This is a genomic window from Bacillus carboniphilus, assembly GCF_039522365.1.
GTDB lineage: Bacteria > Bacillota > Bacilli > Bacillales > JC228 > Bacillus_BF > Bacillus_BF carboniphilus.
Genome location: NZ_BAAADJ010000023.1, coordinates 171,994 through 198,143, shown reverse-complemented (window position 1 = coordinate 198,143; position 26,150 = coordinate 171,994). Strand labels below are relative to the sequence as shown.

Below are 26,150 nucleotides of genomic sequence, written 5' to 3'. Positions count from 1 at the left end.
GAACCATTACACTTGGTCCGCCATCATCATAACCTTCTTATTAAGAGTTTTTCAATTCTTCAATTCGTTTTAGAACGATTTCTCTTTTTTCTAGGTAGTCTTTTTCTTTTGCACGTTCCTCATCTACTACGTTTTGTGGCGCTTTTTGAACGAAACGTTCGTTAGCCAGCTTATTTTGAACCCGCTCAACTTCTTTTGTCCACTTTTCTAATTCTTTTTCTAGACGGGCAATTTCTTCATCAATGTTGATGAGACCCGCAAGTGGAAGAATAACTTCTGCACCTGTTACTACAGCTGACATGGCTTTATCTGGAGTTTGTACACCAGTGCCAATCTCAATTGTTTCTGGATTACAGAAGCGCTCTAAATAACTTTGGTTGGCAATTAACGTTTCTGCTGTTTCTTGGTCCTTCGTCTTTAAGTATAGATCGATTTTCTTACTTAAAGGCGTGTTTACTTCAGCACGGATATTTCTCACAGAACGAATAATTTCAACTAAAAGCTTCATTTCTTTTGCTGCTTTTTCATTTGAAAGCTCAGGCTTAACTGTTGGCCAATCAGCTGTTGTAATCGATTCACCTTCAGTCGGTAGCTTCTGCCAAATTTCTTCTGTAATAAACGGCATAAACGGATGAAGAAGCTTCATTGTTGAATCAAGAACGTATGCTAATACGGAACGAGTTGTTTTCTTCGCCTCTTCATCTTCACCATTTAATGGGAGCTTCGCCATTTCAATATACCAATCACAGAAGTCATCCCAAATGAAGTTATATAGCGCACGGCCAACTTCACCAAACTCGTACTTGTCTGCAAGCTTTGTTACCGTATCAATGGTTTCATTTAGACGAGTCAAGATCCAGTGATCTGCTACTGATTTCTTACCTGATAGATCAATATCAGCTACAGTCATGTCACCCATATTCATCATCGCAAAACGAGAAGCGTTCCAAATCTTATTAGCAAAGTTCCAGATAGCCTCTACCTTCTCCATACTGAAACGTAGGTCTTGACCTGGTGAGCTTCCTGTAGATAAGAAGTAACGTAATGAATCGGCTCCGTATTGATCGATAACATCCATTGGATCGATACCATTACCAAGAGACTTACTCATTTTACGACCTTCTGCATCACGAACTAAACCATGAATGAGAACATCTTTAAACGGACGCTTTCCTGTAAATTCGAGTCCTTGGAAAATCATACGTGAAACCCAGAAACCGATTATATCATAGCCTGTAACTAGGCAGTTTGTTGGATAGTATCTTTGATAGTCAGCCACTTCTTCATTCGGCCAACCCATGGTTGAAAATGGCCATAATGCAGAACTAAACCATGTATCCAGTACATCATCATCCTGCTTCCAGTTTTCGATATCACTTGGTGGTTCTTGGTTAACGTAAACTTCTCCCGTTTCTTTATGATACCAAGCTGGAATGCGGTGTCCCCACCAAAGCTGTCTAGAAATACACCAGTCACGGGTGTTTTCCATCCAACGGAGATAGTTCGTTTCAAAACGATCTGGAACGAAGTTAACCTTGTTTTCTTTTGATTGTAGGGCAATCGCTTCATCTGCAAGTGGTTGCATTTTAACGAACCATTGTGTTGAAAGATAAGGTTCAACAACGGCTCCACTTCTTTCAGAGTGTCCAACAGAGTGAAGGTGGTCTTCAATTTTAAAGAGAATGCCTTCTTCTTGAAGATCTTTCACCAGCTGCTTACGGCACTCAAAGCGGTCCATACCTTTGTATTTTCCAGCTTTCTCATTCATCGAACCATCTTCGTTCATAACGAGAATTCGAGGAAGATTATGACGGTTACCGATTTCAAAGTCGTTTGGATCGTGAGCTGGCGTTATTTTTACTGCTCCGGAACCAAATTCCATATCAACATAGTCATCGCCAACAATTGGAATCTCTCTTCCTGTAATTGGGAGAATAACTGTTTTACCAATAAGGTGCTTATAACGATCGTCTTCAGGGTGAACGGCAACTGCTGTATCACCAAGCATTGTTTCAGGTCTCGTTGTCGCAATTTCAATTGAACCGCTTCCATCTGCAAGTGGATACTTCATATGATAGAAGGCACCTTGAACATCCTTATGAATAACTTCAATATCTGATAAAGCCGTTTTGGTTGCTGGGTCCCAGTTGATGATGTACTCACCGCGATAGATAAGACCTTTTTTATAAAGGGCTACGAACACTTCTTTAACCGCATCTGAAAGCCCTTCATCAAGGGTAAATCTTTCACGACTGTAGTCTAAACCAAGACCGAGTTTAGCCCACTGCTTACGAATATGTTCAGCATACTCTTCTTTCCATTTCCATGTTTCTTCAACAAAATTTTCTCTACCTAAATCGTAGCGAGATTTCCCTTCATTACGAAGCTTTTCTTCTACTTTTGCTTGAGTGGCAATCCCCGCATGGTCCATACCTGGTAACCATAAAACATCGTACCCTTGCATGCGTTTCATTCTTGTTAGAATGTCTTGTAACGTTGTGTCCCAAGCATGCCCTAAATGTAGCTTACCCGTTACGTTTGGAGGCGGGATAACGATTGTATAGGGTTCTTTTTCTTTGTCATCTTTTACTTCAAAAAATTTACCTTGTAGCCACCATTCATATCGACCCTGTTCAATGGCTTTCGGGTCGTATTTGGTAGGAAGCTCTTTTTGTTTTGTTTCCATGTCTCTTCCTCCTAAAAGCAATTTTTCATATAAAATAAATAAAAGCCCTTCTCATCCCAAAGGACGAAAAGAGCTTATTTTCGCGGTACCACCTTTATTCTAAGCAGGCCAAATACACCTGTCTTAGCACTCAAATTGATAACGGCTTCACACCGGCTTTTACTACTACTTTTTCATAAAAGCTGCTCCAGGGCGACCTTCCACCGAAATCCCTTAAGGAGCCTCTCAGCTAGTAGCTCCTCTCTCTTAAAGCGGATTAAATCGACGTACTCTTCCCTTTCCTTGCATATCGTCTCATTTATCTTTTTATCATATTAGCGAAAACAAAGTTGTAAGTCAAGGTACAGTTGATTTCTTTTATAGTATACCCAAAAGGTTATCGTGTGAATGAAGAAAGAGTATTTCACAAAAATAGGTGGATGCACATATCTTGTTTATAGAAGAGAAACCGAGGAGAGGTGCTTTTGGTTGAGAAGAAAATTTAATCCTTATACACTGCCTTCATGGTTACGTTCAGTACGAAGCATCGCCCAACAGTTCATCATACCTTTTTGTGTTTTCCAAGGGATACGAACTATCTTACTCCCTACTACCTTTGATGTTTTATTATTATGTACCTTCGTTTTAATTGCACTGGCATTTTATTTTGAATGGATTTAAGGAGCCCAGATTTACCCTTCGCCTTGGGCTCCTTCCTTTTCCTGTTTTTTCTTTCTTTCTATTTCATCAATTCTCATGACTACATATTCAATATTTTTCAATCTCCAATAGGCCTTTTGCAGTTCCTGTACAGCCTTTTGCTGATTAAATTTGGACTTGCTCTTATAATATCTTTCCAATACCTGAATAGCAGGTCCCGGATGTGCTAAATAGCTAGTTAATAGCTCCATTTCCTCATCCTTAAGGGAAAAGTAAGAAGCATACGTATAAATCCAATCGACCATATCTTCATCTTGTCTAGGAAGGGATTCTAAATTTTTGGCTACAAAGGGTAGTAGATCATGTAAAGGAGAGGCATATCGAGAATCCTCTAGATTGATAAAGTACCCATAGCCTTTTTCATCATATAAAAAATGCTCCGGAGACACCTTTCCATGAACAATGACCATTCTCATTTTCTTAGCATCTTTTGAGACTTCATACCAATCATCCAGTTTACGATTTGCAAATTTTAGCGCCTGACTAATGTCATGGTAATACGTACAAAACAGTAACTCAAAAGGAGACATGTACCATTTCTGTTCACAAGCCTCGATCATCTCGTCTAGCATACTAGCTTCTTTTTTCCACTGCTCATTCGTTTGTTCGTAATGGTTTTTCGTGTCTTCCTCGCTTACCTCTATATCTTTTACCGTAAGCGTGTGAAGACGCGCCAATTCTCTGAACAACTTTTTATGCTGACTAGTCCGATCTTCATTTTTCTCATTAGATATCCAAGGCATTAAGTAAAAAAGCCTTTGGCTATAAAGAACCGCATATCTACCATCAGGTGTCGGATAGATCGGAACGATTCGGTTATATCCTCTTTGATATAGATAATGGACATTCCGAACAAAATCCATCCCCTTATAAGGATCGGCTTCCTTTAAAGCAAATGTACCCTTATCGGAATATACCTTAAAAGCAGAACCATTCTGTTCTACATAATGAGGTTTGATACCGTACTGACTGAGGACAGGCTGTACTAATTGTAATGCATCCTGAAGTGACAAATGACCTCCCCTACCTTTTCCGCGCTTTAGAACCATCTCGAAAGATCGTTAGAATTGTTTAAAAGGGAAGAGCAGGATAGGCCCAATACCTCCCTGCTCTATCGACTATTTTTTATGAACCATAGGTTTAATTGCAGTTGGGATATATAAAACTTGCCCTTCATGTACATCTTCATGGGCTTCTAAATGATTGACCTTTAACAATTGTTGAACACTTACCTCGTATCTCTCAGCTATAGAATCCACAGAATCACCATGTTGAACAAAGCAAACTTTTAATTTGGAAGTTTCTTCAGTCTCTACTTTTCTAGCAAAGAATTCAGCTAAGGAAATCCCTTTGCCTTTTGCTGTTTTTTGTTTTAGACTTTGCACCTTCACATTCTTTTTGCTATCCTCTAAAACTTCCTCATGGTAATCAGATGAAGAAGATTCGTCATGTGTTTCTTGTTCAGCCTCTACAACTTCCTCTTCATATAGCTCATCTTCATAGTTTTGAGCACCTTCACTTCGATAAGCAGGTTCCAATGCTTCTTCGTGATTCCACTCATTTGTCACATTCGGACGATTAGCCTGATAGGCAATATTGATAGGAACCACCTCATCTTCTTCATCATTTACTTCTGGAGCCTTTCTCGCTTCAGCAGCAAATGAATACGATGCTTCCTCTTGCGATTCAGAACTTTCATCTTCTGATGATTCTTCTGCTTCTTCTTCTCTACTTTCCTCTTGTTCTTCTGAGCTACTTTCTTCCTGTTCTTCCTCAGCGGAACGGTGTAGGACTAGTTCATACTGCTCTTCAGCCGCTTCTTCTTCTATAGAATCCGCAACTTCATCCTCAAACACTTCCTCTGCTTGTAGCTCACTTTCTTCCTGGCCTCGTACACCAGTAACCGTTAGATCAGCAGAGAGCTTTAAGCAACTACTTTCAGGTAAAACATAGTCAAAGCTGTCCACATTTACATCTAACTCTTGCAAACTATTTACCCGGTTTCGCGGAATTGTAATATCTACAGGGAAATAGTGTTGGAACACATAACAATCATCTTCCCGTTGTTCACTAATTCGAACGTACCTGCCTGAAGATAAATCGTCTACCTCGTGATTCCCATCTGATTCCACCTGTCTATATTCACCAGTTAACTCTAAGGAGCCGTGAATCGCAACATATTGTTCTTGCTCTTGAATCGTCACATTTGGTTCCAATGAGATAGAAAGAAGCTCAGCTACTTCCTGTCCCTTTCGAAACCAGACAGACTCTTCTAAGGAAAAACGTAAATAAGAGGTATTTCCATGAGTCAAAGGGACTCCTCCTTCCATTACTTCAATTTTTTCTTCAGTATGTCATTATCACTGTATGAGAGCTTAAGACAAATTATGAACAGAAGTAGAGAGGATTTGGAAAAAGTTCTTGGGGAGGGGGTGGGGGAGGAGGAACTGGGGTTGCTCTTCGGACTGCGAAATTAGACCTAAGGGCTCAAAATTGCACCTTCAGGCTTGGAATTGCACCTTCAATCTCAGAATTGCACCTTCAATCTCAGAATTGCACCTTCAATCTCAGATTTGCACCTTCAATCTCAGAATTGCACCTTCAGGCTTGGAATTGCACCTTCAGGCTTGGAATTGCACCTTCAGGCTTGGAATTGCACCTTCAATCTCAGAATTGCACCTTCAATCTCAGAATTGCACCTTCAATCTCAGAATTGCACCTTCAATCTCAGAATTGCACCTTCAAACTCAGAATTGCACCTTCCAGTCCCACAATTGCACCTTTACCCAAACAAAAAACCCCCTGCACTCAACATGCAGGGGGCTACCCAAACCTTAAGCCAACTTCGAAAACGCTTTTTCAATGGCTTGAATGGTTTTTTCAATATCTTCATCCGAATGAGCGGTAGATAGGAACAAGCCTTCAAATTGAGAAGGTGGTAAGAAGATTCCCTCATTCGCCATTTCACGATAGTAAGTCGCGAAAAACTCTAGGTTCGAAGTCTTCGCTTTTTCATAATTCGTAACGATTTCATCTGTGAAGAAAAAGCCAATCATAGAACCTGCTCGGTTAATACAATGAGGAATGTTATATTTCTCAGCAGCCTGTTTAATTCCCGCTTCTAAGCGATCTCCTTTTTTCACAAACTCATCGTAAGTTTCAGGTGTTAATTGACGTAATGTTTCATACCCTGCTGTCATCGCTAACGGGTTTCCTGATAGGGTACCAGCTTGATAAATTGGACCAGATGGCGCAATTTGCTTCATAATGTCCGCTCTTCCACCATAGGCACCAACAGGAAGTCCTCCACCGATTACTTTTCCTAAGCAAGTGATATCTGGTGTCACTCCATAATGACCTTGTGCACAATTATATCCAACACGGAAACCTGTCATTACTTCATCAAAAATAAGCAAAGAACCATGGTTTTCTGTGATTTCGCGTAATTCTTGAAGGAAGCCTGGAAGTGGTGGAACGACTCCCATATTACCTGCAACCGGCTCAACAATTACACCCGCAATGTCGTCACCATATTGTTCAAATACATATCGAATGCTCTCCATATCATTATAAGGAACCGTAATGGTATTTTGAGCAACCCCTTCAGGAACACCAGGACTATCAGGAAGACCTAGTGTAGCAACACCTGAACCTGCTTTAATAAGCAAGGAATCACCATGTCCGTGGTAGCAGCCTTCAAATTTAACGATTTTATTTCTTCCGGTATACCCACGAGCTAAACGTAAAGCACTCATCGTTGCTTCTGTTCCAGAAGAAACCATTCGTACAATCTCAATAGATGGTACACGCTCAATAACAAGTTCAGCCAGTTTATTTTCGATTAAAGTCGGTGCACCAAAGCTAGTCCCGCTCTCAGCTACTTTCTTAATTCCCTCTACAACCGACTCATTTGAATGACCTAAAATGAGAGGCCCCCAGGAAAGGACGTAATCAATATATTCATTTCCATCAATATCATAGATTTTGGAACCCTTCCCTCTTTCCATGAAAATAGGATCCCTATTGACAGATTTAAACGCTCTTACCGGACTGTTTACTCCACCCGGCATTAAGTTTTGTGCATCCCTAAAGGCTTCTACGGAACGATCATATGACCTCATAATGCGACCTCCCTATTAGTATTGTTCTTCCTTCATCCAACGAGCAGCATCTTTTGCATGGTAGGTCATGATAATGTTTGCACCTGCACGCTTCATACTAGTGAACATTTCAAGCACCATTTTCTTTTCATCAATCCAACCGTTTTGAGCAGCTGCTTTTACCATGGCATACTCACCACTCACATTGTAAGCTACAATCGGAACAAAAATTTCATTTCGCACTTCTCGAATAATATCTAAATATGAAAGGGCTGGTTTCACAATTAAGAAGTCAGCACCTTCTTCCATATCTGTTAAAGCTTCTTTCATCGCTTCTAAGCGATTGGCTGGGTCCATTTGATAGGTTTTACGGTCACCAAACTGAGGTGTACTATGAGCCGCATCACGAAACGGACCGTAGAATGCAGAAGCATATTTAACACCGTAAGACATGATTGGAATATGCGAATAACCAGCTTCATCCAACCCTTGGCGAATCGCTGCAACAAAGCCGTCCATCATATTGGAAGGTGCGATAATGTCTGCACCCGCTTTAGCTTGACTAACAGCCGTTTTTGTTAATAGTTCAAGGGACGGGTCATTATCTACACAGCCGTCTTTAATAACTCCACAATGACCATGACTTGTATATTGACAAAGACATGTATCCACGACCACAACAAGCTCTGGGAATTGTTCTTTAATCAATCTTGTTGCTTTCTGTACAATTCCCTCATCATTATAGGCTTCAGAGCCTACCTCATCTTTATGATTGGGAACTCCAAATAAAATGACAGATGGTATGCCAAGTGATACAACCTCTTCCATTTCCTCTTTCAAGTAATCCAGTGAAATCTGATAAACTCCTGGCATGGAAGCAATTGGGTTCTTTTTACCTTCACCTTCTACTACAAATAAAGGATACATGAGGTCACTTGGGGATAACGTCGTTTCCTTCACCATGGAACGGATTCCTTGTGATTGTCTTAAGCGACGGTGACGACTAAATTGTAATTCATTCATTCCATAACCCTCCTTTAGTGCTGTTTAAAATAAGTTAAAATTTCATTAAAAAGATGATCAAAAGTAAATTGTTCTGGCATGATAGCGGGTTCAACGCCATACTCCTGTAATGCTTTTTGAGTAGCGGTGCCTATAACGGCATATAACAATTTTGGTCTCATAGCTTTTTCATATGTAGATTGGAACACATTCATAAAATGTCTTACAGTCGATGGGCTTGTCAAAACCACTATCCGTGACTGATCCCCGTTCATTAAGAACTCTATTAAGTCATCTTTACTTTCCTTAGGAAAATACGTTTCATACACAACCAGTTCATCTACCTGAACGCCAACCTGTTGTAGCTCATTTTTTATGGTAGGTGGCGCCAGGTTTCCTTTGGGGAATAGAAGACTTTCACCTTGCTTTACAATCGGGAGAAACTCTTTTATAAACACTTCTGCCACATAAACACTTGGGATGAAATCGACGTGAAAGCCTCTTTCTACTAAAGCTTCTGCTGTTTTTTCACCAACAGCTGCAATTTTACCCTTAAAATTATATAAATCAGCTTTTTCTAGAAAATATCGAACGCTATTTTGACTTGTAAAGACAAGCCACTGATAGGATTGAAGAGACATGATTGTGAAAGGCTTCGCTCTAAATTCTATCAATGGAATGACAGAGGGAGTACCGCCAGCTTGCTTCACCTGGTTAGCAAAACGAACGGCAGGCTTCCCTCCTCTTGGAAATAGAACTCTATATCCTTTTAATGGTTGATCAGATTCCATTACTGATCTAACTCCTGTTTCACTTTATCAATCAGCTCTTTAGCTCCTTGTTTAGAAAGAAGCTCTGCTGCCTTTTGACCAACTTTTACTGGATCATCACCTTCGACTATTTCCTTGAAAATGATTTCTCCATCTGGTGAGCCAACTAGAGCTGTTAATTGGACTCGTCCATTATCCTTCAACGTTGCAAAGCCGCCAATCGGAACTTGACAGCCACCCTCCATTTTGTGCAGAAATGCTCTTTCAGCTTGAACCGTTTTAGCTGTTTTTTCACAGTGCAATGGTTTAAGTACCTCTAGTAGCTCATGGTTATCCTCTCGGCATTCAATCGCAAGGGCACCTTGTCCAACAGCTGGTACACAGATGTCAGGATCTAAGTATTGGGTCACTACATCCTTTGACCACCCCATACGAGAAAGACCTGCTGCTGCTAGAATGATGGCATCATAATTTTCCGTTTCAAGCTTATTTAATCTTGTATCAATATTTCCTCTAATCCATTGAATTTTCAAATCCGGTCGTCTAGCTAAAATTTGTGCAGACCTTCTTAAACTACTTGTTCCTACTATGGATCCTGCAGGAAGTTCATCCAATGATTGTTTATTCTTGGAGATCAACACATCACGATGATCTTCTCTTTGAGGAATACAGCCAATAATGAGACCTTCAGGTAGTACTGCTGGCATGTCCTTCATACTATGAACAGCAAAGTCAATTTCTCCATCAAACATAGCTTGCTCAATCTCTTTTACAAAAAGACCTTTTCCACCAACTTTTGAGAGCGTCACATCAAGGATTTTATCCCCTTTTGTTACAATTTCCTTTAATGTAAAATCTACTTCATTATGATTTAGTGCCCTGAGTTGATCTAGCACCCAATTAGATTGAGTTAAAGCCAGCTGACTTCTCCTAGAACCGACCGTAAATACCTTCATGACAATTCCTCCTATTATGTATTCCAAAAATGAAAGGAAGACAAACTTCCAAACAAGAAAAAGTTAACTAACACAATTAGAAATGATGCAACATTCCATAGAGCTAGAGATTTACCCGTTTTTTCCTTCCTTACCTTCATATATAGAAACCCACTATAAACGATAAGGACTACAAAGGAACCAATAACCTTTGGGTCGAACCAGTTCATTTCTGGCAGTTTAATAAAAGCCCACTGAACACCCAAGATTAAGCTTAATACAAGCATCGGTACACCAATAACATTTAATACATAAGACATGGACTCAAGCTTCGATAAATCTCCAAGCCTTCGAAGTCTTTTTCCCCATTTCTTTCGTTTTAACAGGTCATATTGAATCAAGTACAGTACTGAAAATACAAAGGAAATTGAAAAAGCACCGTAGGATAGCATTGCAAATGTTATGTGGGTTAATAAGAGTTCAGATACTAGTTGCTCTGCCCTCACCTGTGAATCAATTTGTACAGGTGCAAAGGTATGGATAGCCATAATGGCAAACCCTAAAATATTGGTAAAAAACACAATAAAATCCATTTTTAAAAATCGGTTAATGATTAAAGATAATGTGACTAGTGTCCAGGCATAAAAATAAAGACCTTCAAAAATCGTAAGAACAGGAAAACGACCGGTTTGGATCATATAGATAAATAAAAAAATTGTTTGTAAAATCCAAACAATTGCTAATAACCAGAAGGCTACTTTATTGGCCTTCCGGTTTGTATCAAGAAAGTCTATAAAATAAAACAATATGCTGATGGCGTATAAAACGACCATCAGCTCATGTAGCCTCGTCATATATGTGTCAACCATATCTGTAACCCCGCTCGCTAAGAATATGACTCCACAGCGGTTTTACTAGTGCTCGATTTCAACTGTTGTTGCTGCTGTAGTTGTTTATGTGCTTCCACTGCTTCTTCAATTCCAAAAATCTTCATAAATAGGTCTAGTGACTCTTCTGCTTTAGGCTGTGCAGCAAGCTCTTTAGCTTGAAGAATCGGTTCTTTTAGAAGCTGGTTGATAATACTTTTCGTATGTTTACTTAATACTTTTTGTTCACGATCTGATAGGTTTGGAAGCTTTCTCTCAATACTTTTCATTGTTTCAGCCTGAATAGCTAGCGCCTTTTCACGTAACGCTGTAATTACAGGAACTACACCGAGAGTATTTAACCATTGACTGAAAGCAACTAACCCTTCTTCAATCATTAGCTCAATCTGCTCAGCAGCTACTTTTCTTTCCGCTAGGTTGGCTTCAACAATTCCCTCTAGATCATCAATGTCATATAAGAAAACACTCTCAATATCATCTATAGCAGGGTCAAGGTCACGCGGTACCGCAATATCGACCATGAAAATAGGACGGCCTTTTCTCATTTTTTCTACTTCAGCCATCATTTCTTTCGTTATAACATAATCTTTAGAACCTGTTGAACTAATAACAATATCAGCCTCTAGTAAAGCACATTGTAGTTCTTGAAGTGACTTAGCGTTCCCAGAAAATTTACCTGCTAATGCTTCTGCTTTTTCAAACGTACGGTTCACAACGGTTACTTTTTTCACACCGTTTCCATACAGATTTTCAGCAGCCAGTTCTCCCATCTTACCAGCACCAATGATTAGGACATGCTGTTTTTCAAGAGAACCGAAAATTTTCTTTGCAAGCTCAACAGCAGCATAACTGACGGAAACTGCATTTGACCCAATTTCCGTTTCTGAGTGACCTCTTTTTGCTACCGTAATAGCCTCTTTGAATAAATGATTAAAAATCGTTCCTGTTGTTTCACCCTCTTGACCCAAGAAGAAACTAGAGCGAACTTGTCCTAGAATTTGGGTTTCTCCAAGTACCATGGAATTTAGTCCACAGCTAACACGAAAAAGATGCTCTGTGGCATGCTCATTTTCATAGAAGAAGAGGTATGGTGAAAATTCTTCTTTATCAATATTAAACCATTTAGAAAGAAAATCTTTTATATAATAGCGTCCCGTATGCAATTGATCGACAACGGCATATACTTCTGTACGGTTACAAGTAGAAACGATAACGTTCTCTAGTATACTTTTTTGGTTTTGCAGCTGTTGCATCGCTTGTTGTAGGTCATTCTCTTGAAACGACAACCGTTCGCGAATTTCAACAGGGGCAGTTTTATAGTTTAATCCAGCGACTAGAATATGCATGTGTGGGACACCCCCTTATTCGTTCATTTACAAGCTATATTAAGTATAACATGACTAAAGTAGGACTCTTAAAATATTTGTGAACACATTTTGAAAGTTATGATAGTATTTAATTCAAGGTAAATCTTCAGATTTGCACTGATTTCTATTAAATACCCATATTGTACAGTATCAAAAATAGGTACAAGATTCAAGTGAATGATTTAGGAGAGAAAATAATGAAGTCACGTATTTTTCCCGGAATTCTATTATTAGGATTTGGCTGTTATTTCTTTATCGATAATTGGTTCCCATCAAGTTGGGGTTATTTACAGTCCTGGCCTACTTTACTTGTTATCATCGGTATAGCATTTATTGGACAAGCGTACATAGGAAAAGATTATGAAAGTATATTTCCAGGTGTGATGTTTACCGGAATCGGCATTCATTTCCATGTCGTATATCAATTAGGATTATGGTCTAATCACTTTGGTGTCTTTGTTTTAATTATTGCCCTTAGTTTCCTGTTGTATTATCAGAAAAAAGGAGATGGCTTTGCTATAGGTGTTTCATTTTTAATACTAGCGGTCTTTTTACTATTTTCTGATAAAGTGACAACCACCATCGGTTTTATCGAAACCAGTATTTCTATGATTCAACGTTTCTGGCCCCTTATCTTCATCGGGGTTGGATTATTTCTATTATTTTTTAAAAGAAAATAAATTATTCAATTGCTACCAAAAGCAAGAAAACCGGCCATCGGTGGCCGGTTTTTTTATTTACATATAGGACTGAAGTAATCCCCATGCCTTATCTTTACCTTCCCCTGTTTCAGAAGAAAAGACTATCAGGTTATCGGATGGGTCAAAATCTAATGTTTCTTTCACGATTTTCACGTGTTTTTGCCATTTTCCTTTTGGCACTTTGTCTGCCTTTGTAGCAATAACGGTACAGTTCAGTTCGAAATGTTTGAGAAAACCATACATCGTCACATCATCTTTTGATGGAGGATGACGTAGGTCTACAATTAAAAGAACCGTTTTTAATTGCTCTCTAGATGAGAAATAGGTTTCCATCATCCTGCCCCAAGCCTCGCGCTCTTTTTTAGAGACTTTCGCATAACCGTATCCAGGTACATCCACAAAATAAAAGGATTCGTTTATATGATAAAAGTTTAAGGTTTGAGTCTTTCCAGGCTTAGAGGATGTTCTAGCTAAATTTTTTCGATTTAACATTTTATTGATAAAAGATGACTTCCCTACATTGGAGCGTCCTGCTAGTGCGAATTCAGGCTCAAATCCAGGTGGGTACTGCTCTGGCTTGACCGCACTTATATATATTTCAGCTGAATGAATGATCATGAAGTCCCCTCCACTAATGCCTGCTTCAGTACTTCATCTACATGTGAAACGGATACAAACTCCAATTCATTTCGTACTACTTCAGGGATATCCTCTAAATCCTTCTCATTGTCTTTCGGGAATAACACTTTCGTCAGACCCGCTCGGTGTGCACTGAGAGACTTTTCTTTTAACCCACCGATTGGTAACACACGCCCTCGTAATGTAATTTCTCCCGTCATCCCCACTTCTTTACGAATTGGATTTCCGGTTAAAGCTGAAACAAGAGCCGTTGCAATCGTAATCCCAGCAGAAGGACCATCTTTAGGTACAGCTCCCTCTGGAACGTGAATGTGAATATCATGCTTTTCGTGAAAATCCTCAGGAATGCCTAATTCATTTGCTTTTGAGCGTACATAACTAAACGCAGTTTGGGCTGATTCTTTCATGACATCTCCAAGCTTTCCTGTTAACACAAGCTTACCTTTACCTGGAGAAAGCGATACTTCGATTTGCAGTGTATCCCCTCCTACCGTAGTGTAGGCAAGGCCTGTTGCGACACCCACTTGGTCTTCTAGCTCTGCTTGGCCATATCTGAACTTCGGCTTTCCTAAGTACTCTTCGACCGTCTTCTCCGTCACAACCACTTTCTTTCTTTCCTCAGAAACGATGACTCTCGCAGCCTTTCTACAGATGGATGCAATTTGTCTTTCAAGACCACGAACACCCGCTTCACGTGTGTAATAGCGAATGATTTTTACAATGGACTCATCTCTGAATTGGATATGAGACTTTTGAAGTCCATGCTCTTTTACTTGCTTCTGAATTAAGTGGTTTTTGGCAATATGCAGTTTTTCAAGCTCTGTATAACCTGCAATTGTTATAATTTCCATCCGGTCACGTAAAGGTTCAGGGATGGTCGCTAAATTATTAGCTGTAGCAATAAACATGACATTAGAGAGGTCATACGTTTCTTCAATGTAATGGTCACTAAATGTATGATTTTGCTCAGGGTCTAAAACCTCTAGCATTGCAGAAGAAGGATCGCCTCTAAAGTCGTTGGACATTTTGTCTATTTCATCTAAAAGAAAGACAGGGTTAACCGTTCCCGCTTTTTTCATCCCTTGAATAATTCGACCAGGCATTGCCCCAACATAGGTTCTTCTGTGTCCTCTAATTTCAGACTCATCACGAACTCCACCTAGGGAAATTCTCACGAAATGACGTCCTAATGATGTGGCAATAGATTTGGCGAGACTTGTCTTACCAACACCTGGAGGACCTGCTAAACAAAGAATCGGCCCTTTTAAGGAATTCGTTAGCTTTTGAACAGCTAAGTATTCCAAAACTCTCTCTTTTACCTTTTCTAGGCCATAGTGCTCTTCATCCAATACTTTTTCCGCTTTCTTTAAGTTCAAATCATCTTCAGTGGCCTTGCTCCAAGGTAGAGCGATTAACCAGTCTAGATAATTACGAATAACGGCACTTTCGGCAGAACTAGTTGGTACTTTTTCGTAACGGTCTAGTTCCTTTTTGGCTGCCTTCAGTACATGTTCAGGCATTCCAGCATTTTCAATTTTCTTCGTTAAATCCGCTATTTCACCTGTTTTTCCTTCTTTATCTCCAAGCTCTTTTTGGATCGCCTTCATTTGCTCTCTGAGGTAATACTCTTTTTGAGTTCGTTCCATAGAGCGTTTTACACGTTGTCCAATTTTCTTTTCTAATTGGAGAATTTCCTTTTCATTATGTAGGAAATGAATAACACTGTTTAGTCTCTTCGTTACGTCTGTCGTCTCTAATATTTTTTGTTTATCACTTAACTTGATTGGAAGGTGAGATGTAATAATATCTGCCAATCGTCCCGGTTCTCCAATATCAGTAACAGAAGCATAGGTTTCAGCTGAGACCTTTTTAGACATTTTTATGTACTGCTCAAAATATTCTAGTAGTGTTCTCATTAAGGCTTCTTTTTCTATGTCTTTCTCATCTATTACATCTACAGGATTTATATGTGCTTCCAGATGAGTTTCTTTGTCGATGAACTCAACCAATTCAGCACGCTTTAATCCTTCCACTAAAACACGAACGGTTCCATTGGGAAGCTTTAGCATTTGCTTGATTTTTGTTAAAGTTCCATATTGATAAACATCGTCTTTTGATGGGTTATCCATGCCTGTATCTTTTTGTGTTGTTAAAAAGATGAGATGATCGTCTATCATGGCTTCTTCAAGTGACTGTACCGATTTATCCCTACCCACATCTAAGTGCAAAACCATAGATGGAAATACAAGGAGACCTCTTAGTGGAAGTAGGGGAACCGTAATTTGTTTTTTATCTGCCATGTTAACACCTCCGTCAACAAATTTCTTCTTTGTTCATACATTTTATACTAGCCCTTTTATTTTGTACAAAAATAAACCTTAAGATTATATTATACACTAATAAAAATAATCATTTGTACATAGAAAAGCTTCGGTTCGCATAAGCGCCGAAGCTTTTCATACTTTCGCTCCTAAACACTTTCCTTTTTTGAGAGCTCTATCGTTTTCGGTCCCATATGTTCTTCTAATTGTTGATCAACAAAAGCTCGTTCAAAAACTTCTCGAAGGTGCTTAACTGGGATAATTTCGATTCCTTCAATCTCTTTTAACATCGATTGCATATTTTCTTCTGGAATTATGACCGTACTGGCACCTGCTTGCTTAGCTGCCTTTACTTTAGCGTATACCCCACCAACAGGCTTTACATTACCATGGATACTAATTTCGCCTGTCATGGCAATATCATGGCGTACGGGTTGTTTAAAAATTGCTGAGTAGATCCCAGTAGCAATAGCTATACCCGCTGATGGTCCATCTACTGGAATACCACCAGGGAAGTTAATATGTAAATCGTATTCTCCAGCAGGAACACCCATAGAACGTAATACCGTTATTACATTTTCAATCGAACCTCTTGCCATACTTTTTCGACGGACTGACTTACTGGAATTACCGATGCTTTCCTCTTCTACAATTCCAGTGATGTTAATACTACCTTTATCTTTCGCATGGATAGCTGTAACTTCTAATTCGAGCAAGGCCCCACTATTTGGCCCGTAAACCGCTAATCCATTCACATAACCGATTGATGCCTTTTCACTAATTTTTCTCTCAATCCTAGGCGAAAGCTGACTAGAGTGAATAACCCACTCAATATCTTCATCCTTAATAAATGAACGATCCTCTGTAATAGCCAATCCTGCAGCAATTTGTACAAGATTCACTGCTTCCCGTCCATTTCGAGCATAGGATGAGAGAACCTTTAGCCCCTCTTCACTTATGCGAAGAGACACTTTTTCAGCAGCTCGCTTTGCAACCTTGGCAATTTCTTCAGGATCCAATTCCCTAAAGAAGACTTCCATACATCTAGAACGAATAGCAGGCGGTATCTCATTTGGTGTTCTTGTAGTCGCCCCTATTAACCGAAAGTCTGCTGGTAGACCATTCTTAAAAATATCATGGATGTGAGTAGGTATTTGTGTGTTTTCCTCACTATAATAAGCACTTTCTAGAAATACCTTCCGATCTTCTAATACCTTTAAAAGCTTGTTCATTTGAATGGGGTGCAATTCCCCAATTTCATCTATGAACAATACGCCACCATGTGCATTTGTAACGGCTCCTTGCTTCGGTTGAGGAATACCGGCTTGCCCCATTGCCCCTGCCCCTTGGTATATCGGGTCATGTACAGATCCAATAAGTGGATCCGCAATACCTCGTTCATCAAACCTTGCAGTGGTTGCATCTAGCTCGACAAAAACGGAGGAACGTCTAAATGGGGATTTAGCATTTTTCTTCGCTTCCTCGAGTACCAATCTTGCCGCAGCTGTTTTCCCAACGCCTGGCGGTCCATAAATAATGACATGTTGAGGATTTGGTCCGCAAAGGGCTGCTTTCAGTGATTTAATTCCATCTTCTTGCCCTATGATATCGTCAAACGTGGATGGTCTAACCTTTTCAGCTAGCGGTTCGGTAAGAGTAATCGAACGCATACGCCTTAATTGTTCCATTTCCTTTCTAGATTCTTTATCTATGGATACTTTCTGCGTACGTTGATTTCTTAATAAGTTCCAAAAGTAAAGACCGATTATGATCCCAAAAAACAACTGGATCACCAATGCTATACCTGTCCAACTCATCCCTTTCCCTCCTGAATCTAACTAGTTTGTGATATATGCTAGTATTTCCGTTGAAGGAGAGGAATAAACAAGAGAAATGAGTAAAAAACTGGGAGGAGTTGATGGATAATATTGAGTAATTTACTTAAAAAACGCTTTACATCATTTCTTGATTGCGTTGCAATAGGCACCTTGAGAAACTGAATACTCATTGGATGAGTTACGCACACTATTTAGCTTTTATGTCCTACTTTTTGGGCTGATTCCTTTAAACGTGCACATAAACTGATTTTATGTCCTAGTTTTCAAGCTGCTCCCCTTAAATGTGCACATAAACTAATTCAATGTCCACAAATCATCCAAAACAAAAATGACCCAAGCCCCCAAGGCTTAGGTCATTTGATTTCATGCAGAGTTTTTCTTTTCAGCTGACACTTCAGTTCCATCTTCCAATAGAAGCTTCGGTGCTTTTTGATCGGTTACTGTCTCTTTTGTAATGACACATTTTTGGATATCATCACGAGATGGTAGATCAAACATCACATCAAGCATAATGGATTCGATGATGGAACGAAGTCCACGTGCACCTGTTTTTCTTTCAATCGCTTTTTTAGCAATTTCCACAAGTGCTTCATCTTCAAATTCTAATTCAACATCATCAAGCTCTAACATTTTCTGATATTGCTTAACGAGTGCATTCTTAGGCTTTGTTAAAATTTCAATTAGGGCATTTTCATCAAGTGGTGCTAGGCTTGCAATTACTGGTAATCGCCCAATAAATTCAGGGATTAGTCCGAAGCCTAGTAAGTCTTCTGGTAATGCTTTAGATAAAAGTTGCTTTTGGTCAATATCTTCTTTTTTAGACTCTCCACCAAATCCAATAACCTTTTGACCTAAACGACGTTTAATAATTTGCTCAATTCCGTCGAAGGCACCACCGCAAATAAATAAGATATTTGAGGTATCAATTTGAATAAATTCTTGGTGAGGATGCTTTCTTCCACCTTGTGGTGGTACACTTGCAACTGTTCCTTCCAAGATTTTTAATAGTGCTTGTTGAACACCTTCACCGGAAACATCTCTTGTAATCGAAGGATTCTCGGATTTACGAGCAATTTTATCGATTTCATCAATGTAGATGATTCCTTTTTCTGCTTTATCAACATCATAGTCTGCTGACTGGATAAGCTTTAACAGAATGTTTTCAACATCTTCCCCTACATAACCAGCTTCTGTTAGTGAAGTAGCATCCGCAATGGCAAAAGGCACGTTCAATATTCTTGCTAAGGTTTGGGCTAATAAAGTTTTTCCGCTTCCCGTAGGACCAATTAAACAAATATTACTTTTCGCTAGTTCTACTTCGTCAATCTTACTGTTTGAGTTGATTCGCTTATAGTGATTATATACTGCAACAGCAAGTGACTTTTTCGCTTGATCTTGCCCAATAACATAATCATCTAGAATTTCTCTAATCTCTTTTGGTTTTGGAACATCTTTGAATTCTACTTCTTCTTCTGTTCCGAGTTCTTCTTCTACGATTTCAGTACACAACTCAATACACTCATCACATATATAGACACCAGGACCTGCAACGATTTTTCTAACTTGATCCTGAGTTTTTCCACAAAATGAGCACTTAACTTGTCCTCTCTCATCGTTAAACTTGAACATCTCTTCACCCCTTTGATTTGATCCGAACTGGAGAAAAGAAAACTTTAATTAAGAATATGTTTACCAAACTTTAACCTCGAATATGTACTGCATTTTAACACAAATTAAGTATGTACGGGAAATGATTGGACCTGAGCACTTCTTTTATCTTTATGTTTTAATGGTATCCATTTACCCGAAGGTTCAACCGCATATATGTAATAAAAATTCTTTTCTTCTCTTTCCAATTCGAATCCTTTTCAATAGAATACTGCCACTTCAGGATTTAAGCAACTGAAAAAAATGACTTTTAATTGTCAACAAAGGCACGATATTTATCGCGCCTTTGTTGTATTACTATTATTATGCAACAGTCTTGCTGTTTTCCACAAGAAATTCGATAGCCTTTTTAATTTTTAGGTCAGATTTTAGACCGTCAAGGCTTCCACCAAGAGCTGTTTTAATTTGATCTACTGATAGGTTGTATTGAGAAGACATTTCTTCTAGCTCTTTTTCAACCTCTTCATCTGATGCTTCTAAACCTTCCGCTTGTGCGATCGCCTCAAGAACTAGGTTTACACGTACACGCTTTTCAGCTTCTTCTTTCATTTGGCCACGAAGAGCATCTTCATCTTGACCAGAGAATTGGAAGTAAAGCTCAAGATTCATACCTTGCATTTGTAGACGTTGTTCAAACTCTTGAACCATACGATCTGTCTCAGTTTTAACCATTGCTTCTGGAATGTCAATTTCAGCATTTTCAGCCGCTTTTTCAACTACCGTATCACGAACATGTAAATCAGCTTCTTGTTCTTTTTGATCTTTCAAACGAGTAGTGATTTTTTCTTTTAATGCATCTAGAGATTCAACTTCTTCATCTACATCTTTTGCGAACTCGTCATCAAGTGCAGGAAGTTCTTTTGCTTTGATTTCGTGTACTTTTACTTTGAATACTGCTGGTTTTCCAGCTAATTCAGAAGCATGGTACTCTTCAGGGAATGAAACTTCTACATCTTTCTCAGCGCCTGTTTCAACACCAACTAATTTGTCTTCGAAACCAGGGATGAAAGAGTTAGAGCCTAATTCTAGAGAATAGTTTTCAGCTTTACCACCTTCGAATGCTTCTCCATCAACGAAACCTTCGAAATCGATAACAACTGTATCACCTTGCTCAGCTGCACCTTCTTCTTTAACTGCAAGCTCAGCTTGTTGCTCTTGCATTTTTTTCAATTCGTTATTTACGTCTTCTTCTGTAACTTCACGATCAAGTGGAGTTACTTCAAGCCCTTTGTAATCACCAAGTTTAACTTCAGGTTTAACTGTTACAGTCGCTTTGAATACTAAGGCCTTCCCTTTTTCAATTTGCTCAATATCAATATCAGGACGATCTACTGGCTCAATTCCAGTTTCTTCAATCGCTTTTGTATAAGCTTCCGGTAGAATGATGTCTAATGCATCTTGGTAAAGTGATTCTACACCGAAACGCTTTTCGAATAATGCACGAGGCATTTTCCCTTTTCTAAAACCAGGTACGTTAACTTGCTTTACAACTTTGTTAAATGCTTGATCAAGACCAGCGTTAACTGTTTCAGCGTCAACCTCAACTGTTAAGACACCACTGTTTCCTTCAAGCTTTTCCCATTTAGCAGACATATTGTTCCCTCCAACAAATATATAATTGTACTTCATTTTTTCGCCAAAAATACATCTACATGCTTGTTTATTTTTTAAAAATATAGCATGAATAAATCCGTGTTCTTCAAGGATTTATTAGTATTCTCATAGTAATGCAACCATTACATTATAACACACGGCACAAACGTTTCAACCATTTTCCATAGGACTCTCAAATCACTTTAGGCATCTGGAAATGGAATAGTATCTAGGAATTCTAGATAGTCTATCGATTTCATAACTTGCTCTTCCGTTGTTTCGTAACGTTTGATGACTTCATCTCTACTGAATGAATGACTAAACAGTTCTAATCCTTTTAAATGGTAAGCACATGCCCAGGTATTCTCTTCGTTTTCTGGCTCCATTTGAAAAGGAAATAGTATAAAAAAGTTTCGTTCTACTAGCTGCTTTAAACTTGAGAACAAGGTAGGATTTTCACTCTCAATTTGTTCTCTAAGGATAGATACTAGTTTCAAATAGAAAGACTGTTGATTGAACCCCTCCTGCTTTACAGGAATGATAGTACGAGTCTTATCAAATTTGGTTACAGATACTGGTAGATCGTAATGTTGTTCGATAAGGGCATGTAGCATGACAGTTTTAATAAAAGGATGTCGATCATTTTCATTTAACATGACCTGTATGTCGTTTATGTATGGTCTGATATCTTGTTGAAAGAGGTGCAAGTGCTGAAACCAGTATGAATCATCAAACTTCGCAATGGAGTCTGATTCCTCTTGAGTTGAATTCGTTTTGTTACTCTTTCTTTTTTCAATCAGAGATAATAGGTTTTCAAGGCGGTCATGTACATTAGGATTTAGTTCATCCCTTTGTTCTTCTAATAAAGCAGAAATATGCTTTTCCGCTTCCTCAAAGTCTCTTAGTTCAATCAATGTTTTTACATATGTTTCAAACACCATGTAATAAGAGCCAATCCCTTTATTTAGCATATCCTGACAAATCTTCTTTGCTTTGGACCAATGCTTTTGTTCCATATAAGCCGCTATAAGCGCCCAAAGGACACGATAATCATCAGAATCATATGAAAAAGCCTGTTCTAAGTATCGAACAGCCTCTTGTGGATCATCGTCTTGCAAGGCATCAGCACCCAATTGCAGCAGTCGTTCCTTAAGATTTGGAAAGGGAATGACGTTATTGGTGTTAGATTCTTCCTTTTTATTCATTCAAATCGCTCTTTTCCATTTTTGTGTCATTCCAAGTGTAGCAAAAAGACATTTACGTAAAAAGGTTAAACTATTATCAAGAAGAACATTTCAAATAGAACCGTTGATAAGAAAAACGTCTTTAACAATTATGCGGCAGGATAACGTTTTTTTATACTCTATATGCAAAGAAAAAAGCCTGCTGATAAATCAGCAAGCTTTATGATAGCGTCCCAGGAGAGATTCGAACTCCCGACCGACAGCTTAGAAGGCTGTTGCTCTATCCTGCTGAGCTACTGGGACAAAGTATGAAAAAAATATTTTAAATAGTATGAACCGCTATTACAAAACCTGTTCCTTCCTCTGCAAGCTGATCAATGATGATTGATGCGTCGGAACAAAGCTACATCGAAGTAACTCAAGATGTTTACGCTTTGCTGAGCTACTGGGACAAGTTAGTATAGATATCCGTAATATACAAGCGACATACTCTTATATTTTACATGAAATCCTCGATAAAAGCAAGTGTTATTTTCTTTGTTTTTTTGAGGACAAGGATTATTATAGTAGGCATTCGATGGAAAGTCAACATACATTACTAACTTTTTTTATTTATTTGTTTCTCTTATCTTCTCTGTCATGTAGAAGAAGAGAAAGAAGAGAAAAGCAGAACTACTTCTTACTTTTCTCCAAATTCAAATTCATATTGTGCAACTGGTTGATCCATTTGGTCAAAGTTCATAATGGTAACAACAGCCTTGTTTTCTTCAAGGTCTAGCACCATAAACGTTCTCTCTTTCCGCCCTCTAGGCATTCGTAAACTTCCTGGATTAAGAAAAAGACGATTCTCAATCATCTCTGCCCCCACTAGATGAGAATGACCAAAACAAACAATATTGGCCCCTTTCTCCTCAGCCTTATAGTTTAGTGATAGTAAAGACGTTTTAACTTGATAAAGGTGTCCATGAGTAATATAGATCTTGTAGGAACCTTTCTTCAATACTTTTTCATCTTCAAAAGGACTTGTCCAATCACAATTTCCGTTAACCGTGACAAATGGTTGGATCGATTTACTGTCAGCCGGTAGTTCGGAATCCCCACAATGTATAAAAGCATCTGCCTCCTGATATTCTTCTACAACCTTTAGGAGCTCGTCCGTCTGACCATGACTATCGCTAACAATCACGATTTTCATGATTCTTCACTTCCTCCATCCACTCGTCAATAACAGCTGCTAGCTTTTTAATGGCATTACCTCTATGACTAATTTGATTCTTTTCTTCTTTTGATAGTTCAGCTAATGACTTTCCTAAATCCTCGACGTAAAAGATGGGGTCATAACCGAATCCTTCACTTCCCCTTTTTTCCGTTAAAATTTTACCTTCACAGGTACCAGACACTGTTTTTGTCTTAATTCCAGGGGCACTGAATGCAAGTGCACAATAAAATCTTGCTGTTCTTTCTTCTGATGGAACTCCCTCTAATTCGTGTAATACTTTTTGGAGGTTCGCTTCATCATTTTTTTCCTCTCCAGCATAACGAGCAGAATAGATTCCAGGTTTTCCATTTAAGAAATCCACAATCAATCCAGAATCATCACCAATGGCGATACAGTCAAATTTATTAGCTATTGTTTCAGATTTAATCGTTGCATTCTCTTCAAAAGTGGAACCATCTTCTACAATATCAATAGCTTCTGGTAAATCTAATAGTGTTACTACTTCGAAATTAAAGGATGAAAACAAACTTTCGAACTCTTTTGCTTTCCCTTTATTTTGTGTTGCAATAACCACTTTTCGTTTCATTATTCATCACCTAGTTGAATTCGATTTGCGATGTCACCTAATGCATCTTTCTGATGTTGAATGAGGGATTGGATACCAGTCTTGGCCGCATCAAGCATCTCCAATAATTGATTATGTGTAAAAGTTGCCTCTTCTCCAGTCCCTTGCAGCTCAACAAATTCTCCATTTCCTGTCATGACAACGTTCATATCTACCATTGCACTTGAGTCTTCTATATAATTTAAATCTAATATAACGTTGTCTTCTTTTGAGATTCCTACACTTGTCGCCGCCAAAAATTGTTTAACAGGGAAAGAAGAAAATTTAGCTTGTTGATTCACTTTGTCAAATGCTAACACCATCGCAACAAATGCACCTGTAATGGAAGCCGTTCTTGTTCCTCCATCAGCTTGTATGACATCACAATCAACCCAAAGTGTCTTTTCACCCATGGCTTCTAAGTCTACAACGGCTCTTAATGCTCTTCCAATTAAACGCTGGATTTCCATCGTTCTACCTGAGATTTTCCCTTTAGAGGACTCCCGAATATTTCTTTGTTCAGTAGCTCTAGGTAGCATTGAGTATTCGGCGGTAATCCACCCTTTCCCCTCACCACGTAAAAAATGAGGGACTCTGTCTTCCAAACTAGCTGAACAGATAACTTTCGTATCCCCAACAGAAATTAGCACAGATCCTTCAGGATGTTTCACATAATTCGTTTCAATATGTATAGGTCTTAATTGTAATGGCTCTCGACCATCTGGTCTCATGATGTTTCTCCTTTCAGTCCGATATGATGACTAACATACCAGAACAAAGACTAAGAAAGAAGAGGTGAACAAATGTCCACCTCTTACTTACACTATATAGTATAGCAAAATTTTGATTTTAAAAACTACCTGTGTTTACTTCTTCTGGGCGAGTTACTGGTTCAGCTAGCGTTTCACCGTCTTCTGTTACAGCTTCCGTCTGACCATTAACTAGAATAGATACACTTTCAATACCTGGTTGCTCAGTAATCGATAGTACCAGAGAGTTTAAGGTATCTTCTGTGATCATCATCTTATTAAAACTTTCAGTAATAGATTCATTGAAGTTAAGAGTCACTTGTCCCTCTTCAATAGACGGCAGATCTAATAATGCTACATTTGGATTAAGACTTGGAAGAAGTCCACTTGTAATCGATGGCCCCTCAACAAGCGCTTGAACAACAGCCTCAATATTATTATCAACAGAGTTGCTGACACGCTTTGTTACAGGTACATAATATTTACTATTCCCTTCTTGATGGATAAAGTAGACAGTAACCGGACGTGAATTCGTAATATCTACAATCCCTTTTGTATCTAAGTTAATGCCATCATTTCTTGATGCTGTTTCACCAATTGGTGTTTGATTAACAGGCATCACGTTTTGATCATGACCGTTAATACGGAACTTAACTTGACTAATTGAATCAAACTCGGTCAGTGTCCATGTAACGGACTGTAGAACTCTCATTTCATCCTCTTGGTGGTATGATGTAAATTCATCATTAAAATCAACCACAGCCGTTCCATCATCTTGAATATCTAATTCAAATTCTGTTCCTTCTGGAAGAACAGCTCTAAATCCATCTGGAATAAGATGTGTTCCTGGCCCCCCCTGTACGATATACTCTAAAGCTTGTTTCGCAACCGCTAAATCGTCTGGCAGAGGAAGTGCTAGCGTTTGCGGCACTACATACCCATTTTCATCGATTAAATAGAGTACTTGGGTATTCAATGATTCAGCAGCTGTTTGATCCTGATCAAATCCATCTAATTTTGATTCATCATCTACCATTGTGACATCAACAACCGGTGGATCTATACTAGCTTTTTCATCATCCCCAAGCCAACCGCAACCTGCCAACATGACCGAAGTGGCTATAACAGCTGTCGTTATTGATTTTTTTCCGAACTTAGACATATATGAAACCCTCCTAACACAGTTTG

The 26,150-nt window shown here is 38.8% G+C and carries 21 protein-coding genes, 1 tRNA gene and 1 other annotated feature; of the genes, 2 read left to right on the top strand and 20 right to left on the bottom strand.

The features are described from left to right. Positions 1–40: 40 nt before the first annotated feature. Positions 41–2,686 (bottom strand): valine--tRNA ligase, encoded by a 2,646-nt coding sequence (locus ABDZ91_RS13115; protein ID WP_343799671.1) that lies wholly within the window; start codon positions 2,684–2,686, stop codon positions 41–43. Between the two features lie 56 nt (positions 2,687–2,742). Then, positions 2,743–2,978 (bottom strand) — a binding site (T-box leader). A gap of 176 nt (positions 2,979–3,154) precedes the next feature. On the opposite strand from ABDZ91_RS13115, the gene ABDZ91_RS13110 reads away from it, so the two are divergent. Beyond that, complete coding sequence (locus ABDZ91_RS13110; protein ID WP_343799669.1) at positions 3,155–3,346, top strand: hypothetical protein; 192 nt, start codon at positions 3,155–3,157, stop codon at positions 3,344–3,346. 11 nt (positions 3,347–3,357) lie between these two features. Here ABDZ91_RS13110 and ysxE read toward each other — a convergent pair whose 3' ends face one another. The 8 genes from ysxE to hemA form a co-directional block, all read right to left on the bottom strand. After that, positions 3,358–4,398: a spore coat protein YsxE gene (ysxE, locus tag ABDZ91_RS13105; protein WP_343799667.1), complete on the bottom strand. Its 1,041-nt coding sequence runs from the start codon at positions 4,396–4,398 to the stop codon at positions 3,358–3,360. Positions 4,399–4,503: 105 nt separating this feature from the next. Further along, complete coding sequence (gene spoVID / locus ABDZ91_RS13100; protein WP_343799666.1) at positions 4,504–5,697, bottom strand: stage VI sporulation protein D; 1,194 nt, start codon at positions 5,695–5,697, stop codon at positions 4,504–4,506. Positions 5,698–6,219: 522 nt separating this feature from the next. After that, a complete protein-coding gene (hemL, locus tag ABDZ91_RS13095; RefSeq protein WP_343799664.1) occupies positions 6,220–7,506 on the bottom strand; it encodes a glutamate-1-semialdehyde 2,1-aminomutase in 1,287 nt (428 codons plus the stop codon). 15 nt (positions 7,507–7,521) lie between these two features. Then, positions 7,522–8,508, bottom strand: coding sequence for a porphobilinogen synthase (gene hemB / locus ABDZ91_RS13090; RefSeq protein ID WP_343799662.1), 987 nt, complete (start codon positions 8,506–8,508; stop codon positions 7,522–7,524). Positions 8,509–8,522: 14 nt separating this feature from the next. Then, positions 8,523–9,278 (bottom strand): uroporphyrinogen-III synthase, encoded by a 756-nt coding sequence (locus tag ABDZ91_RS13085; protein WP_343799660.1) that lies wholly within the window; start codon positions 9,276–9,278, stop codon positions 8,523–8,525. After that, complete coding sequence (gene hemC / locus ABDZ91_RS13080) at positions 9,278–10,213, bottom strand: hydroxymethylbilane synthase (RefSeq protein ID WP_343799658.1); 936 nt, start codon at positions 10,211–10,213, stop codon at positions 9,278–9,280. Before hemC ends, ABDZ91_RS13085 begins: the two co-directional genes overlap by 1 nt. 14 nt (positions 10,214–10,227) lie before the next feature. Continuing rightward, entirely contained in the window at positions 10,228–11,061 is an 834-nt protein-coding gene (locus tag ABDZ91_RS13075) for a cytochrome C assembly family protein (protein WP_343799656.1), read from the bottom strand. A gap of 17 nt (positions 11,062–11,078) precedes the next feature. Continuing rightward, a complete protein-coding gene (gene hemA / locus ABDZ91_RS13070) occupies positions 11,079–12,425 on the bottom strand; it encodes a glutamyl-tRNA reductase (protein ID WP_343799654.1) in 1,347 nt (448 codons plus the stop codon). A gap of 218 nt (positions 12,426–12,643) precedes the next feature. Here hemA and ABDZ91_RS13065 point away from each other — a divergent pair, with 218 nt between their 5' ends. After that, positions 12,644–13,126 carry a LiaI-LiaF-like domain-containing protein gene (locus ABDZ91_RS13065; protein WP_343799652.1) on the top strand — a complete coding sequence of 161 codons (483 nt, stop codon included), beginning with the start codon at positions 12,644–12,646 and terminating at the stop codon, positions 13,124–13,126. A gap of 57 nt (positions 13,127–13,183) precedes the next feature. On the opposite strand, the gene yihA is transcribed toward ABDZ91_RS13065, so the two are convergent. The 11 genes from yihA to ABDZ91_RS13010 all read right to left on the bottom strand — a co-directional run bounded on the left by yihA (position 13,184) and on the right by ABDZ91_RS13010 (position 26,124). Further along, positions 13,184–13,765 carry a ribosome biogenesis GTP-binding protein YihA/YsxC gene (gene yihA / locus ABDZ91_RS13060; RefSeq protein WP_343799650.1) on the bottom strand — a complete coding sequence of 194 codons (582 nt, stop codon included), beginning with the start codon at positions 13,763–13,765 and terminating at the stop codon, positions 13,184–13,186. Further along, complete coding sequence (lon, locus tag ABDZ91_RS13055) at positions 13,762–16,086, bottom strand: endopeptidase La (protein ID WP_343799649.1); 2,325 nt, start codon at positions 16,084–16,086, stop codon at positions 13,762–13,764. The genes yihA and lon overlap by 4 nt, the downstream gene beginning before the upstream one ends. 170 nt (positions 16,087–16,256) lie before the next feature. Then, positions 16,257–17,924 carry an ATP-dependent protease LonB gene (gene lonB / locus ABDZ91_RS13050; protein ID WP_343799648.1) on the bottom strand — a complete coding sequence of 556 codons (1,668 nt, stop codon included), beginning with the start codon at positions 17,922–17,924 and terminating at the stop codon, positions 16,257–16,259. A gap of 384 nt (positions 17,925–18,308) precedes the next feature. Beyond that, positions 18,309–19,574, bottom strand: coding sequence for an ATP-dependent protease ATP-binding subunit ClpX (gene clpX, locus ABDZ91_RS13045; RefSeq protein ID WP_343799647.1), 1,266 nt, complete (start codon positions 19,572–19,574; stop codon positions 18,309–18,311). Between the two features lie 342 nt (positions 19,575–19,916). Then, positions 19,917–21,206, bottom strand: coding sequence for a trigger factor (tig, locus tag ABDZ91_RS13040; RefSeq protein WP_343799646.1), 1,290 nt, complete (start codon positions 21,204–21,206; stop codon positions 19,917–19,919). 203 nt (positions 21,207–21,409) lie between these two features. Next, positions 21,410–22,411 carry a tetratricopeptide repeat protein gene (locus tag ABDZ91_RS13035; protein ID WP_343799644.1) on the bottom strand — a complete coding sequence of 334 codons (1,002 nt, stop codon included), beginning with the start codon at positions 22,409–22,411 and terminating at the stop codon, positions 21,410–21,412. 208 nt (positions 22,412–22,619) lie between these two features. Then, positions 22,620–22,693 (bottom strand) — tRNA-Arg (locus ABDZ91_RS13030). A 376-nt stretch (positions 22,694–23,069) separates the two neighbouring features. Next, positions 23,070–23,585, bottom strand: coding sequence for a metallophosphoesterase family protein (locus ABDZ91_RS13025; protein ID WP_343799642.1), 516 nt, complete (start codon positions 23,583–23,585; stop codon positions 23,070–23,072). Further along, a complete protein-coding gene (locus tag ABDZ91_RS13020) occupies positions 23,566–24,195 on the bottom strand; it encodes an XTP/dITP diphosphatase (RefSeq protein ID WP_343799640.1) in 630 nt (209 codons plus the stop codon). Before ABDZ91_RS13020 ends, ABDZ91_RS13025 begins: the two co-directional genes overlap by 20 nt. Further along, positions 24,195–24,944 (bottom strand): ribonuclease PH, encoded by a 750-nt coding sequence (gene rph / locus ABDZ91_RS13015; RefSeq protein WP_343799638.1) that lies wholly within the window; start codon positions 24,942–24,944, stop codon positions 24,195–24,197. Before rph ends, ABDZ91_RS13020 begins: the two co-directional genes overlap by 1 nt. A 118-nt stretch (positions 24,945–25,062) precedes the next feature. Further along, complete coding sequence (locus tag ABDZ91_RS13010; RefSeq protein WP_343799637.1) at positions 25,063–26,124, bottom strand: GerMN domain-containing protein; 1,062 nt, start codon at positions 26,122–26,124, stop codon at positions 25,063–25,065. Positions 26,125–26,150 lie beyond the last annotated feature (26 nt).